The 14,140-nt window shown below is 39.7% G+C and carries 15 protein-coding genes and 1 rRNA gene; 1 reads left to right on the top strand and 15 read right to left on the bottom strand.

Translation table 11 applies throughout. The features are described from left to right. Positions 1-46: 46 nt before the first annotated feature. From rsmA to metG, 5 genes are all read right to left on the bottom strand, one after another. Positions 47-937: a 16S rRNA (adenine(1518)-N(6)/adenine(1519)-N(6))-dimethyltransferase RsmA gene (rsmA, locus tag AAHB12_RS23330; protein ID WP_342047403.1), complete on the bottom strand. Its 891-nt coding sequence runs from the start codon at positions 935-937 to the stop codon at positions 47-49. Further along, complete coding sequence (gene rnmV / locus AAHB12_RS23325) at positions 934-1,491, bottom strand: ribonuclease M5 (RefSeq protein ID WP_129730958.1); 558 nt, start codon at positions 1,489-1,491, stop codon at positions 934-936. The genes rsmA and rnmV overlap by 4 nt, the downstream gene beginning before the upstream one ends. A gap of 132 nt (positions 1,492-1,623) precedes the next feature. After that, the gene (locus AAHB12_RS23320) at positions 1,624-2,823 is read right to left on the bottom strand and encodes a ubiquitin-like domain-containing protein (protein ID WP_342047444.1); all 1,200 of its coding nucleotides are present in this window, start codon (positions 2,821-2,823) and stop codon (positions 1,624-1,626) included. Positions 2,824-2,972: 149 nt separating this feature from the next. Then, positions 2,973-3,740: a TatD family hydrolase gene (locus AAHB12_RS23315; RefSeq protein WP_129730960.1), complete on the bottom strand. Its 768-nt coding sequence runs from the start codon at positions 3,738-3,740 to the stop codon at positions 2,973-2,975. 173 nt (positions 3,741-3,913) lie between these two features. Beyond that, complete coding sequence (gene metG, locus AAHB12_RS23310; RefSeq protein WP_342047401.1) at positions 3,914-5,905, bottom strand: methionine--tRNA ligase; 1,992 nt, start codon at positions 5,903-5,905, stop codon at positions 3,914-3,916. A gap of 510 nt (positions 5,906-6,415) precedes the next feature. Here metG and AAHB12_RS23305 point away from each other — a divergent pair. Next, positions 6,416-6,700, top strand: coding sequence for an AbrB/MazE/SpoVT family DNA-binding domain-containing protein (locus AAHB12_RS23305; RefSeq protein WP_129730964.1), 285 nt, complete (start codon positions 6,416-6,418; stop codon positions 6,698-6,700). Between the two features lie 144 nt (positions 6,701-6,844). Here AAHB12_RS23305 and rsmI read toward each other — a convergent pair whose 3' ends face one another. From rsmI to rrf, 10 genes are all read right to left on the bottom strand, one after another. Continuing rightward, a complete protein-coding gene (rsmI, locus tag AAHB12_RS23300; RefSeq protein WP_342047399.1) occupies positions 6,845-7,717 on the bottom strand; it encodes a 16S rRNA (cytidine(1402)-2'-O)-methyltransferase in 873 nt (290 codons plus the stop codon). Further along, the gene (locus AAHB12_RS23295) at positions 7,689-7,976 is read right to left on the bottom strand and encodes a GIY-YIG nuclease family protein (RefSeq protein WP_129730968.1); all 288 of its coding nucleotides are present in this window, start codon (positions 7,974-7,976) and stop codon (positions 7,689-7,691) included. The genes rsmI and AAHB12_RS23295 overlap by 29 nt, the downstream gene beginning before the upstream one ends. Then, positions 7,963-8,703, bottom strand: a complete 741-nt coding sequence (locus AAHB12_RS23290; RefSeq protein ID WP_129730970.1) for a tRNA1(Val) (adenine(37)-N6)-methyltransferase — start codon at positions 8,701-8,703, stop codon at positions 7,963-7,965. Before AAHB12_RS23290 ends, AAHB12_RS23295 begins: the two co-directional genes overlap by 14 nt. 91 nt (positions 8,704-8,794) lie before the next feature. Next, positions 8,795-9,148 (bottom strand): DNA replication initiation control protein YabA, encoded by a 354-nt coding sequence (yabA, locus tag AAHB12_RS23285; protein WP_129730972.1) that lies wholly within the window; start codon positions 9,146-9,148, stop codon positions 8,795-8,797. A gap of 14 nt (positions 9,149-9,162) precedes the next feature. Further along, positions 9,163-9,990, bottom strand: coding sequence for a PSP1 domain-containing protein (locus AAHB12_RS23280; RefSeq protein ID WP_342047397.1), 828 nt, complete (start codon positions 9,988-9,990; stop codon positions 9,163-9,165). A 4-nt stretch (positions 9,991-9,994) separates the two neighbouring features. Beyond that, positions 9,995-10,978 carry a DNA polymerase III subunit delta' gene (gene holB, locus AAHB12_RS23275; protein ID WP_129730976.1) on the bottom strand — a complete coding sequence of 328 codons (984 nt, stop codon included), beginning with the start codon at positions 10,976-10,978 and terminating at the stop codon, positions 9,995-9,997. A 91-nt stretch (positions 10,979-11,069) separates the two neighbouring features. Then, positions 11,070-11,699 (bottom strand): dTMP kinase, encoded by a 630-nt coding sequence (gene tmk / locus AAHB12_RS23270; RefSeq protein ID WP_129730977.1) that lies wholly within the window; start codon positions 11,697-11,699, stop codon positions 11,070-11,072. Further along, a complete protein-coding gene (locus tag AAHB12_RS23265; RefSeq protein WP_342047396.1) occupies positions 11,696-13,132 on the bottom strand; it encodes an aminotransferase class I/II-fold pyridoxal phosphate-dependent enzyme in 1,437 nt (478 codons plus the stop codon). Before AAHB12_RS23265 ends, tmk begins: the two co-directional genes overlap by 4 nt. 187 nt (positions 13,133-13,319) lie before the next feature. Next, positions 13,320-13,514, bottom strand: coding sequence for a sigma factor G inhibitor Gin (locus AAHB12_RS23260; RefSeq protein WP_129730979.1), 195 nt, complete (start codon positions 13,512-13,514; stop codon positions 13,320-13,322). 478 nt (positions 13,515-13,992) lie between these two features. Continuing rightward, positions 13,993-14,108 (bottom strand): 5S ribosomal RNA (gene rrf, locus AAHB12_RS23255). Positions 14,109-14,140: the final 32 nt, after the last annotated feature.

Raw genomic sequence — 14,140 nt, 5'->3', positions numbered from 1 at the left:
ACTAAAAATGAAAATTTTTCTTACAAAAAGATAAGAATTTGATAACTCAAACAGAATGGTAGTTCTTCTTCTGATTGTATAGAGCATCGCTCAAACGGCCAAATTCCTCAATGGTTAATGTCTCTCCCCTTCTCTTTGGATCAATTCCTGCCTCCTGAAGCGTCTGTTCTAGCAGTTCCTTATCCTTGGGAATACCTTGCAGATTATTGACGAGGTTATTCATTAATGTTTTACGACGCTGCGCGAAACTAGCTCGTACAACCTCAAAGAAAAACGCTTCATCCTGTACCATGACCGCCGGCTTTTCGCGTTTTGTCAAACGGATTACAGCAGAATCTACATTTGGCTGCGGAACAAATACTGTACGTGGAACGATCATAACTGTTTCCGCCTCTGTGTAATACTGCAGGGCAATAGAAAGAGAGCCATAATCCTTCGTTCCTGGCGCTGCTGCTATACGATCAGCAACCTCCTTTTGAAGCATAACAACAATACCGCGAATTGGCAGCTGCTCCTCTAATAACTTAAATAAAATAGGGGTTGTAACATAATAGGGAAGGTTAGCAACAACCATAATGTCTTGATCTTTCTCAAATTCCTCCTCTACAACCTGCTTCACATTCGCCTTTAACACATCACTATGAATGATTTTCACGTTATCGTAAGGCTCTAGGGTTTCCCCAAGAATCGGAAGCAGCCTTTGATCAATCTCAAATGCAATAACCTTTTTAGCTCGCTTTGCTAGTTGTTCAGTTAAAGCCCCGATACCTGGCCCAATCTCAATGGCAGCTGTTTCCGAGCTCATCTCCGCAAAATCAACAATCCTATTTAAAACATTTGTATCAATTAAAAAGTTCTGTCCAAGGCTTTTTTTGAATGAGAATCCATACTTCTCTAGAATGCCCTTCGTCCGATTTGGTGTTGCAATATCCTTCATTCTTTTTCCTCCTGTAACACTTGGGCTAACGCAGCTGCAAAAGCCTCCTTGGAAATTTGGAACACTGTAATTCGTTTATATAGCTGTTTTCCATTTGTACGACCAATTTTTAGTAGCTTTCCAAGGCGATCGCGCCGACTGCTGGCTTTATCGCCGCCAATCAATCCAGCTGTCACTAAATCTTCCCATGTGATTTCACTTATGTATTCTTCCACTTCCTGTTTTACACTTTGCAATGCACGTCGTATCGCCTCATTAGAGGCATGCTCAATTCCCACACCTTTATTACGCTTTGCCAGAGCCTCCTCCTTAGGTAAGAAAGCATGTTTACAGCCTGGTACCCTTTGCGAAACAATATGACGGATGCGTTCTCCAGGAAAATCTGGATCTGTAAAAATAATAACACCTCGTTTTTGTTGCGCAAGACGAATACGTTCAATTACTTCATCATTTACTGCAGAACCATTCGTCTCAATCGTATCTGCATTTACTGCCCGCTTAATTGCAACTGTGTCGTCTTTACCTTCTACGACAATCACTTCTTTTATTTTCATTCCTGCCTCCATGCTTCCTTCTTTACTCCCTAACTAATTAAACAAAAAAACAAACAGCTTTTCCATTATTATTTTCCATATATAAAAAAATTAAAAAGCAGAGGTGCTGCCTCTGCTTCTTTACACTTTATTTTATCGTAAAACACGGACTTTCACACGTTTACGTCCCCAGGAAGATGCTGCTGCTTCAGATGGGTATAGCACGTCAATGCGATGTCCTTTAATTGCGCCGCCTGTATCTCCAGCAATCGCATAGCCATAGCCTTCTACCCATACCTTTGATCCTAGCGGAATAACACTCGGGTCTACCGCAATCATTTTCATATTCGGATTTGCTTTAATATTGTATCCACTAGCAGTAATCCCTGTGCAGCCCCCACAATCTGGTCCATAAGCTGTTGCCTCTACATAAAATTCATCAGCAGCTCCTGCCTCATTACCACGGGATGGTGTATCATAATTTTCTACATTCTTTGTTCCAACAGCAATAATGCGATCTTGGCTGTCCTTCAGCTTCTCTTCCTTTTGAAGATTTCGTGCCGTGACAACTCCGTTCTCCTTCACTACTTCAAAGGTTCTTTGGATCGTCCCATCCTCTCCTTCCTGAAGCACCTTTTCAGTGCCTGCTGGGAGAGAATCATCCTTCTGCTTAACTACCGCAGCCGGAATTGGTTCTTCCACCACATCGGTGACTTTTTCTACTTTTGTAACAGTCACAGGTGTGTTTTCTGCAAGGAGTTGGTCTAGTGCTGGGGTTACCTTATCTGACTCCTGCAACGCCACCTGCTGCTGCTTCAAAAAGTCAGCGACAGTAATCGAAGTTGACCATACGTTTGTTTGTTGACCACCGACATTCAATATAACAGGAAATGCTGTCTCTACCTTAATCGTGTTGTGACCCTGAATCGCTGTATTCCTTTCTGGCGTTACCTTATCATGTTCACCTAACTGGATTTTTTGCTGATCTAACAGCTCCTGCACGGTTTTCGCTGTTGACCAAACCGTTTGGGATTTCCCTTTCACATCTAAGGTAAAGGGCTTGGCTTTTGCAATGACAAGCTTCATATTATCCTCTACTTCTTCAGATAAAGATGCAGAGATATAATCTCGATTTGCCACCTTAATTTCTTCATCTTTTAACAATTCTTTTACTGTGTCAGCATGTGTATATACTACTTGCTTTTTCCCATCTAGTTCAATAGTTACATTCTCTTTTGTTGCAGCATAAGCAGCTGTACCAACTGAACTTGAAACTATCAGAGCACTTGTAAGTTGTAATGCTAGTTTTTTGCTCGTCCTTAACTTCGATAATAGCTTTCCCGTGTGAAACATCACGCTGAAACGCCTCCTTTTTCTCGTTGAGATACGATTGACTAGCTAGGCTCCCTCTTATTAATCTAGCAGACTGGCAAAGTTGAAATGAAAGTAGTGGAATAGGTACAGGTTCTATAGCGGGCGGCATGCGAGCATGCCGCCGCCTTTTATGGAAGATTAAATAGTAGTTTTGCGTTTTCTGCTGTTTTTGCTGCTACTTCCTCATAAGAAATCCCTTTTAACTGAGCGATTTCTTCTGCGACAAGTTTTACAAAACCAGGTTCATTACGCTTACCTCGAAACGGGTGGGGAGCTAAGTACGGACAATCCGTTTCAATTAGCAGTTTCTCCAAGGGAATCTCTGTTGCAACTTCCTTTGGTTTTTTTGCGTTTTTGAACGTTACAGGTCCACCTAGTGAAATGAGGAAATTCATATCTATACATTGTTTGGCAGTTTCAACACTTCCGCCAAAGCAATGCATAATACCTCCAACCTCAGAAGCACCTTCTTCATTCAAGATATCCACAATATCCTGGGTTGCTTCACGATTATGGATGATAATTGGGAGCTTTACTTTCTTAGCTAGTCTAATTTGCTTTCGAAATACTTCTTGCTGCACTTCTTTTGGAGACTTATCCCAATAGTAATCAAGACCCATCTCCCCAAGTGCAACCACCTTAGGGTGAGCAGCTAATTCCTCTAACCACTGTAAATGTTCATCTGTCATGTCAATTGCATCAACAGGATGCCATCCAACAGCTGCATAGATAAAATCATACCTATCAGCCAACTCTATCGCTCTTGGGATTGTTACATCGTCAAACCCAACAACAACGATATTTGTAACTCCTGCTTGCTTTGCTTGTTCTATTACTTGTTCTAAATCTTCGTTAAATTGCTCCGCATTTAAATGGGCATGCGTATCAAATAGCATAACGATATCCCCTTTACTTGTTTTAAGTCTAGCATAACAATAAATTACTTTCCTAACAGCCGAATAACAACTATATTACAATTCCGCTACAAATATGGAATATTTTTGTAATCAATATAGAAAAGGGACGTTTCCTGTATGTTACACGTGAAACATCCCTATTTTTATCAAATCTATTTAATTTTAGTCCCGTTAGCTAGCGTCTGATCAACAGTTGCTAATGACAATTTACCATTGTCAGTACCCGCTAAGATCATTCCTTGTGACAATTCACCGCGTAACTTTACAGGCTTTAGGTTTGTAACACAAATAACTTTTTTTCCTTTTAATTCTTCTGGAGAATAAAACTTGGCAATTCCTGAGACTACCTGCCGTTTTTCTGAGCCTAAGTCGAGCTGCAGCTTCAATAGCTTATCTGCGCCTTTAACAGGTTCAGCATGCAACACTTCCGCCACTCTCAAATCGACCTTAAAAAAGTCATCAATTGATATTTCCACAATTTCCTCTTTTGACGCTGATTCTTCCTTTTTCTCTTCCACTTTTGGAGCTGATCCCTGCATCTTCAATTTAATATACTCTACTTCAGGTTCTGCTTCCAAACGCGGGAAGATAGGCTGCCCTTTGGATACCTTTGTTCCGCCTTTTATAACCCCAAAGTCCTGTAGGCTATCCCAAGTTTTCCATGATTCTTCTACAACACCAAGCTGTTCAAACATCTTAACTGGCGCCTCTGTTAGGAATGGTGTAAGCATTACAGCTATTTGGCGTAGAGATTCCGCAAGATGTGCCATCACAGCCTCTAGCTTGTCACGATGTTCCTCACTCTTTGCCAATGTCCATGGCTGCGTTTCATCAATATACTTGTTGGATCGGCTAACAAGCTGCCAAATCGCTGTTAACGCCACAGAAAATTCCATATTCTCCATTGCATTCTCTACATGCTTTACTGTCTCTTTTGTAAAGGATACTAGCGCTGCGTCAAAATCTGTTACATTTCCTTTATAGGCAGGGATCTCTCCAGCAAAGTATTTATCAACCATTGCAACCGTACGATTTAACAAATTTCCTAAGTCGTTTGCTAGGTCGTAATTGATTCTCTCAATAAATCCTTCTGGGGTGAACACGCCATCAGAGCCAAATGGAACTTCACGAAGCAAATAATAACGAAGAGCATCTAAACCATAACGATCTATTAACGTAACTGGATCTACTACATTTCCTTTTGATTTGCTCATCTTGCCGTCCTTCATTAAAATCCAGCCGTGCGCAAATACCTTTTTTGGAAGCGGTAAGTCCAAAGCCATTAATAAAATAGGCCAAATAATTGTATGGAAGCGGACAATCTCCTTTCCGACTAAATGAATATCTGCCGGCCAATATTTACGATATTTCTCATCACCTTTTGTATTATACCCAAGAGCAGTAATATAGTTGGATAATGCATCAATCCATACATAAATAACGTGCTTCGGATTGCCTGGCACCCTAATGCCCCAATCGAAAGACGTTCGGGAGACAGCCAGATCCTCTAGTCCAGGCTTAATAAAGTTGTTAATCATTTCATTTTTACGTGATTCCGGCTGGATAAACCCTGGGTTTTCCTCATAATACTGCAATAAACGGTCTGCGTACTTCTCTAATCTAAAGAAATAGGATTCCTCACGCACTAGTTCAACAGGGTGACCACTATCAGGACTCTTTCCACCTATAACCTTTCCATTTTCAATAATCGGATCTGCCAACTGATGCTCCGTATAAAACGTTTCATCCTGAACAGAGTACCAACCTTCATACTCATCCAGGTAGATATCATCCTGCTCGAGCAATCTGGCAAAAATTTTCTCTACCACTTCCTTATGACGATCTTCCGTTGTGCGAATAAAGTCATCGTAGGATATATCCATTTTTTTCCATAAATCTTTAATTCCTGACACAATGTCATCTACATATGCCTGAGGTGTAACGCCTAGTTCTTCTGCCTTCTTTTGAATTTTTTGACCATGTTCATCGGTCCCTGTTAAATAGTAAACATCAAACCCTCTTAGTCTTTTATAACGAGCCATCGCATCACCCGCTACTGTTGTGTATGCATGTCCAATATGTAACTTGCCGCTCGGATAATAAATTGGCGTTGTAATATAAAATGTTTTCTTTCCTTCTGTCACTGTTAAACCTCCCAAAGGACCTTAGTTATATGTATTTATAAACAGTATAACAAAAATTCTAATGTAAAGACGAGAGCCTGTTACCTGCCTTTATATATATTATCATGTATTTCTATTGCTTCCTCAAAATATACATTCTTCCCTCAGATACTCTTATTTTTTTATGGGAATATGAATACTTTTCAACCAAACCATCCTAAAAATTCAAAATAAAAGAAATTTCATTAGACTTTTTTCGACAAAAAGTGATATTATACTTATAAGAAATGAAGATAATTTGTTATAATGTCGAAAAAATTGTTCTTTGGCAAAAAAAATTTTCTATGTGCAGAAGTCTAAAAATTTACAATAAAGCCTTACATTTTAAAAAATTTGATATTTTTGTAATTTACTAATTGACCAAAATGTAAATAATTGGTATCATAAACATATGAAGTTTTTGTCGAAAAATGAAGAAATAAGACATAAAAAATCACTTATAATAAATCCTTGGGAGGAGAATACAATAATATGAAATCTACTGGTATCGTTCGTAAAGTTGATGAGTTGGGTCGCGTGGTAATTCCTATCGAATTACGCCGTACATTAGGAATCGCAGAAAAGGATGCTCTTGAAATTTATGTAGATGATGAAAAAATCATCTTAAAAAAATATAAACCAAACATGACTTGCCAAGTAACAGGTGAAGTATCTGATAAAAACCTATCTTTAGCTGATGGTAAAATTGTATTAAGCACAGAAGGCGCAGAAGCAGTTTTAAAAGAATTACAACAATATCTTGCAGTTACAAAGTAATAGCAATAAAGAAAGCTCGTCGATTGGCGGGACAGGGCGTAGTTGCACTTATACTGTATTCCTAAAATTTCTGACTACGCCGAATCACTTATACTTTCCTATAGTGTAAAAAAAGCTTCTCTTTTCTTCAAAGAGAAGCTTTTCTTATTCCTCTATATGATATGCTTGATATACATCCCTCTTCGGTATATCTCGATCCTTTGCGGCAGCTTTAATTGCCTCTTTTGAAGATAGCTGTTTTTCAGATATATAAAACTCTACATGATCATAGACAGACATTGCTTGCCACCAAAGCTCTTCCTCTATTGGCTCTTCTAGGGATCCTTGAACAATAATACAAAATTCTCCTCGTACCTCTGAAGATTTTGCCCATTGTACAGCTTCCTCCAACGTACCGCGGATAAATTCCTCAAACTTTTTTGTTAATTCGCGGCAAAGCACAACTGAACGGTTTCCCCACGCTTCTAGCATAGCAAGTAGTGTATCCTCTAGACGGTGTGGTGCTTCATAAAAAATTAGAGTATCTCGCACATGCCGTAGGCTGCTTAATTCCTCTTTCCTATCTTTTTTCTGCCTTTGTAGAAATCCATAAAAGTGGAAATGCTTTGTCGGCAATCCAGAGGCTATCAGGGCTGTGAGTGCTGCATTAGCTCCTGGAAGCGGAACAACGGTATATTGATGCGCAACTGCCGCTACAACCAATTCATAGCCTGGGTCAGAAATACAAGGAGTGCCTGCATCACTCACAAGCGCTACTGTTTTTCCCTCTGCAAGCAAATCTAATATTTTTTGCCCGCTTATATCCTTATTATGCTCATGATAACTTGTTACAGGTGTCTCAATCTTAAAATAATGGCAAAGTTTCTTTGTCTGTCTCGTATCTTCTGCCGCAATCAGATCTGCTTCTTGAAGTATTCGGACAGCGCGGTATGTCATATCCTCTAAATTCCCTATCGGTGTCGGAACTAATACTAATGTTCCTGTCCCTTCAGTTTGAAAGCTTTTTTGCTGCCACATATCGTTCTCCTTTTTGCATATACTCTTCCTTCTGCTTACGTGTAAGCTGTTTAAATCGATATTCTGCTTTCATTGCATCCCTCTTGAGCGCAAATTCTTCATAGTAGTACAGGCTGACAGGCCGGCGGCCCCTTGTATAACGGGCTCCCGTCCCCTTATTATGAACAGCCAGACGCTTTTCCAAATGATTTGTATATCCAGCATAATAAGTGCCGTCACTGCATAATAACACGTAAAAAAAGTGACTACTCTTCTCCATATAAAATTTTACGAAGCTCCTTTGTATACTCATCATTTTCTTGATATACGATCAGAGGAGGCAAGATTTTTAAATCTGGATTTCCGTCTTTTATCCCCTCTATTAACAGCGTATTAGCCTCTTTCCCCTGCTTCGGATATACAAACTGAATGCGCTTTGGCTCAATTTTATACTGCCTCATTAATGTAACGATGTCCAACAGCCGCCCTGGGCGATGAACAAATGCCACCTTCCCTCCCTGCTTCACCAATTGACTGCTCACCCGTACAACATCCTCTAATGTACATAAAATCTCATGGCGGGCAATTGCTAAATGCTCATTCAAATTTTGCTCTGAAGGCTTTGGTGTTTGAAAATAAGGAGGATTGCAGGTAACTACATCATATTTATGATAACCAAGCTCCTTAGGCATATCTTTCAAATCACCGTGAATCAAATGAATACGATTTTCTAAGTGGTTATAGTTCACACTGCGCACACCCATATTATAAATGCGCTCCTGTATCTCTACCCCCGTAATCTTTCCCTTTGTACGCTTGCTCATTAAAAGCGGAATCACGGCATTGCCGGTACATAGATCTAGAATATTTCCCTTTTGAATAGGCAACCATACAAAATCTGCAAGGAGGACTGCATCTAAAGAGAAATTAAACACGGATGGGCTCTGAATAATTTTCATATCCTCTGCCAATAAATAATCAAGACGTTCATCACCATATAACTCCATCTTCTTTCAACCTCTATCCTTCCTGATCAAGTCTTTTTTAGTATGTATAAATGACAAAAAATTACCTTTCCAATAAGTTGGAAAGGTAATTTTATTTCTTATTTAGGAATGAGAGACAGAATAAACAATCTCCTTCTTTACGGACGCTTCCATAATGTAAATTACAAATATGAAATCCTTCCTGATACAGCCTTGCCAAATTGTCGTATCCCTCTCCAATATCTGTGATTGGTTTCTGCTCTTTTCGCTTTCGGGACTCTCGGCTCTGACTCTCAACTTTCCTGTCATCAAAACGGCGCCGCAAATTTTCATTTTCTAACTTAATATGCTGGTTCTCTTCGAGCAATTCAGCAATATGCTGCTTGAGTTCACCTAACTGTTTATAAAGGGACCCAATCTGCTCCTCCATACTAGAAACCGCTGCAAAAATATCTTTCTTCTCCAAAAGCACCCACCTCATCAATCTGTGGTTTGACTCGAAACGACTCCCTCATTGATGAGTTCATCTAACGTGAATTCTATAATATGTTCTTTATCCATGAGCTCAACTTGAATTAATCGTTCCAATATATTTAACCCTACCACACGACCAAGACCGTTCGGTGTTTGTATTTTTTCATCCAAATCCGGGAGCTGCTCCTTAGCTGCTTCATATTCGTCATTTTCATATTTCAAGCAACACATTAATCTTCCGCATAAGCCTGAGATCTTAGCAGGATTTAATGATAAATTTTGGTCCTTTGCCATCTTGATTGACACAGGTTCAAAATCACCCAAAAAAGTTGAACAACAAAGCATCCGGCCACACGGTCCGATCCCACCTAGCATTTTTGCCTCATCACGTACTCCAATTTGCCGAAGCTCAATACGTGTACGGAAAATAGATGCCAAATCCTTTACAAGCTCACGGAAATCAATTCTTCCATCCGCTGTAAAATAAAAAATCACCTTATTCCGGTCAAATGTATATTCGACATCCACGAGCTTCATATCTAGCTCATGATCTGTTACCTTTTGCAAACAAACTTCATATGCTTCTTTTGCCGCTTTCTTATTTTCCTCTACGATGGTACGGTCATTTTCGTCTGCAATGCGAATGACTTTTTTTAACGGCAATACAACATCATTATCATCCACTTGTTTCTTATTCATTACTACTTTACCGTACTCTACGCCCCTGACTGTTTCAACGATGACAAATTCATTCTCTCCGATGTCCAAGTTACTCGGGTCGAAGTAGTAGATTTTGCCGGCCTTTTTAAAACGCACTCCTACTACATCATACAAACTGCTATCCCTCCTGCAAACGCAATACTAATTGCTCCAGCACAAGCGGCAGGCTGACATTAGCATTGAGTTTATTTTTTGCTTCTAATATATAGGAAAGAGCCGATATCATTCGTTTCTGAGAATACGAGAGAGATTCTAACAGCGCTCTTTGATCTTGAAACACAACCTTCTCTCCCTCTCCTAGTTGTACATATAATAAATCCTTATAAATGAGAAGAAGCATATCTAACCCCATCTGCAGCTGCTCTTTCTCTGCAAAATGCTTTATCCATTTCTCCTGTACGAAAAAGAGTGATGAAGTTTCCTTCCCTAAGGCTTCACATAATTTTATCACTAAAGTTCTAGCTTGTGCAAACCATTCCTCATCGCAAAAAGATAGCGCTTCTTCCAGATTATTTGTAAGCTGTGCAGCTGTACTGGCTAACGATAAGGAAGCCCCTCGCTCCTTTAGCTGCTCAATCAGCAGGTTCTTTTGCAGCGGAAGAAAGGTAAGGATTTGGCACCTTGATAAAATAGTATCCAATATTTGCTGAACTTGCTCTGTTAACAAAACAGCTGTTGTTTCACTCTTTGGTTCCTCTAAAAACTTCAATAACGTATTTGCAGCATTCGCTGTCATACGTTCAGCATGCTCTATAATATAAACCTTCTTATTAGACTCTAAACCTGTTTTAGAAAATTCTTCTTGAAGGTCCTGAATTTGCTGCTTCTTAATAGACAATCCGTCTGGTTTCACTATATATACATTTGGATGGTTGCCCGATTCGATGCGACGACAATTATTGCATGCCAGACAAGGCTCAAACCCTTCACGCTGTGAGCAAAATACACTCTTTGCAATTTGCAGCGCTGTCTCGAGCTTTCCAGTTCCCTTTGGTCCCTCCAGCAGGTATGCGTGGGAAAGGCGCTGCTTAACAATACTGTTTGTGAGCATCTTGCCGGCAATTGGCTGCATCATTCGAAGCTGCTCCCACGTTTTTGCCATGCTTACCACTCTCTCATCTGAAATTGACGTCCCTCTCTATTATAGCAATTTTTTTGCATCTATAGGGAGGAAACGCCTATCTTCCAATTCATTACAACCGTTCTTCAATAATTTGTAGAACTTTCTCAAGAACAATCCCTGCAGGCTGATGAGCATCTACTGTAACAATACGATTTTTGAAACGTTCTGCTAACTGTACATACCCCTCTCGTACACGTTCATGAAAAGAAATGCTCTCTAAATCAAGACGGTTTATCTCCCTGTTATGATCCTGATATATTCTCTCTAATCCAACAGAAGGCTCTATATCTAAATAGACAGTAAGCTGAGGCATACAATCTTCAATCGCAAATTGATTCATATTCCATATCTGCTCGACCCCTAATCCTCTCGCATATCCTTGATAGGCAAGTGAGCTATCTACAAAACGATCGCATATCACAATATACCCTTCCCTAAGAGCTGGAATTACCTTCTCCGCTAAATGCTGTCTCCTTGCTGCGGTGAAAAGCAAAGCCTCTGTTCTCGCATCCATCATTGTATATTCCTTGTTATGCAAAATCGCACGAATATCCTCTGCAATTGCAATTCCACCAGGTTCACGCGTAACCATGACTTTATATCCTCTTTCTTGTAAAAGCGGAGATAGCTTTGTAATAAGAGTAGATTTTCCAGAGCCCTCTGGTCCTTCTAACGTAATAAACATACCTTTTGTACTCATTTCTCTTCTCCTTCTATTTCATATACCTTTATATTACCCTCTTGTATATAGGAGGCCCCCTGAAAACGTGAACCGCTTTTCACTAGCAAATGCCATTGTGCTATCTGCTCTTTTGTAATCCGTTCTCCTCTCATAATAAGAGGGATTCCCGGAGGATATGGAACAATCATATCTCCCGCAATAAGTCCTTCTGCCCGGTCCAATGAAACAATTCTCGTCTTATATCCCTTCAATCTTTTATAACTAAACGGCAAAACAGAATATAGATCTGTCTGCATGAAGGGAGGAATATTGAGTTCTGATATAGCTTCATACTGTTGCAATACCTCATGCAGGTCAGATACAGCTTCTAGGTAAACTTCTGATACATGTAAGGGCAGGATAAGAAGAATATTATATGGGTCTGCCAATTCTGTATAAATACCTCTCTGTTCGAAAAGTCCTTGAAGTTCATATCCTGATAAATGACATCTTGTCTGAATTGTAACCTTTAATGGATCCTGATTTGTATGAGATAAAACTTTAATTTGCCTAATGTTTTCTAAAGATTTACGGAATCGTATGATAAATGATTGAAGCTCCTCTGTACCCGATTCTTTCCAACAGGCGAGGGAAAATCGGGCTAGATCTAAAGATGCCATAATCGGATAAGAAGGACTACTTGATTGAAGCATACTTATGTAACGAGACACCTCTTCTTGATCAACTAGTCTGCTGTTAAAATGCAAATAGGACCCCATCGTCATAGCGGGTAAAGTTTTATGCGCTGAATGAACGACAAGATCAGCCCCATATTCCAATGCTGACTTTGGAAAAGGTTTCCCCAAACAAAAATGCGCACCATGTGCCTCATCAACTAAAACAGGAATATCCATATTATGCGCTAACTCAATAATCGCAGTTAAATCTGTTGCTTGTCCATAATAATTGGGATGCGTTAAGATAACTGCTTTTGCACGTGGATATTGTTCTAACGCTGCTCTCACTGTTTCATATGCAATACCAGAAGGAACATATGAAGTTTGGTCTATTTCAGCTGCCAAAAATACCGGTATGGCTCCTGCTAACTCCAAGCCATGTATAATGGACTTATGGCAATTACGCTGTACGAGCACAATATCGTCCTCTTTACAAACGGCCAAAATCATCGCAAGATTCCCAACTGTAGATCCATTAATAAGAAAGTAACTCGCTGAAGAGCCGTAAAGCTCTGCCAACAGTTGCTGCGCTTCCTCAATACAACCAGAAGGAGAATGCAGGTCATCCAAACCTGATAGTTCTGTTGCATCTATTTCTAGTATACTATGAAAATGCTGCATCCCCTCAGATGGAAAATATAATCCATTTTTATGTCCTGGTACATGAAGAGATACTGGTCTTTTTTTTGCAAACTTTGCTAAAGCATCGTATAGTGGTGTACTTTTGTTTCTCACAATTGTTTCTCCTTTACTCATTAAAAAGCGAACTATGGAACCTAGATAGTACTGCATTATGATACTTGTATCCCTTATAAAAACTTCTTTCCTTATTGTACGCTTTTTCAGGCAAAAAAAATAATAGGCCTTATGCCTATTGTTATAAAAATAATCTATAAAACCCACTTATTTTACTTAAAGGGAGTCACACTTTTGGCAATTGAATTTTACGAAGCTGTTGTAAATAAAATAAGTATCTTGCATCATCTGTATCTGTTTGCACAATATCACGCTCACAGGACTCACATATAAACCCATTATAGAGAAAAATTCCTTTCTCCTGCTTTGAGTCACATACAATACATTGTTTAGTTTCAAAATCTGTTAAAAGTGTTTTCATTCTCTCCACCTCCATATTTACATCCTTGACAATTCCACAGCATATATACAGACTTTTCATATTTTTTTATCCATTCTGCTTATTATCCTATGTAAATATCTGGGCGATGTGTCTGTCATCTTTTTAAGAAAAGCAGACACATCCCGCCTTTTATGGCAGCGTAGGGGTGAGCCGAAGTCTACCATTTTGGGCCTTGGGAGCTAGACATCATCCCCAAAAGTTATACTTTCTTATTTTTTAAAGAAAACTCGCCGATTGGCGAGCCCTGCCCTTGGGCGAAGACAGAGGCGTAGTTGCACTTACACTGTATTCTTAAAATTTCGGACTACGTCGAATTCGCTTCCAGCTGGAAATTTATCCTTTCCTACAGTGTAAAGAAAACTCGCCGATTGGCGAGCCCTGCTCTTAGGCGAAAACAAAGGCGTAGTTGTTCAAAATGCAAAAAGAACCGTTCCTCTGGATACGATTCTTTTTTGTTGCCTAGCGACGTCCTACTCTCACAGGGGGAAACCCCCAACTACCATCGGCGCTGAAGAGCTTAACTTCCGTGTTCGGTATGGGAACGGGTGTGACCTCTTCGCCATCATCACTAGACCTATTTGGTTTGAAGGATATTCCTTCAAAAC

It is taken from the genome of Bacillus sp. OTU530, assembly GCF_038440375.1.
Note: the sequence above shows the minus strand (reverse complement) of the source record. Positions and strands in the feature narration are given on the sequence as shown.

Coding starts and splice junctions, on each gene's coding strand:
- rsmA (WP_342047403.1), bottom strand. CDS start 937: ATGAAGGATATTGCAACACCAAATCGGACGAAGGGCATTCTAGAGAAG.
- tmk (WP_129730977.1), bottom strand. CDS start 11,699: ATGAGTACAAAAGGTATGTTTATTACGTTAGAAGGACCAGAGGGCTCT.
- AAHB12_RS23260 (WP_129730979.1), bottom strand. CDS start 13,514: ATGAAAACACTTTTAACAGATTTTGAAACTAAACAATGTATTGTATGT.
- AAHB12_RS23315 (WP_129730960.1), bottom strand. CDS start 3,740: ATGCTATTTGATACGCATGCCCATTTAAATGCGGAGCAATTTAACGAA.
- AAHB12_RS23305 (WP_129730964.1), top strand. CDS start 6,416: ATGAAATCTACTGGTATCGTTCGTAAAGTTGATGAGTTGGGTCGCGTG.
- rnmV (WP_129730958.1), bottom strand. CDS start 1,491: ATGAAAATAAAAGAAGTGATTGTCGTAGAAGGTAAAGACGACACAGTT.
- AAHB12_RS23295 (WP_129730968.1), bottom strand. CDS start 7,976: ATGGAGAAGAGTAGTCACTTTTTTTACGTGTTATTATGCAGTGACGGC.
- rsmI (WP_342047399.1), bottom strand. CDS start 7,717: ATGTGGCAGCAAAAAAGCTTTCAAACTGAAGGGACAGGAACATTAGTA.
- AAHB12_RS23290 (WP_129730970.1), bottom strand. CDS start 8,703: ATGGAGTTATATGGTGATGAACGTCTTGATTATTTATTGGCAGAGGAT.
- holB (WP_129730976.1), bottom strand. CDS start 10,978: ATGGCAAAAACGTGGGAGCAGCTTCGAATGATGCAGCCAATTGCCGGC.
- AAHB12_RS23320 (WP_342047444.1), bottom strand. CDS start 2,823: ATGTTTCACACGGGAAAGCTATTATCGAAGTTAAGGACGAGCAAAAAA.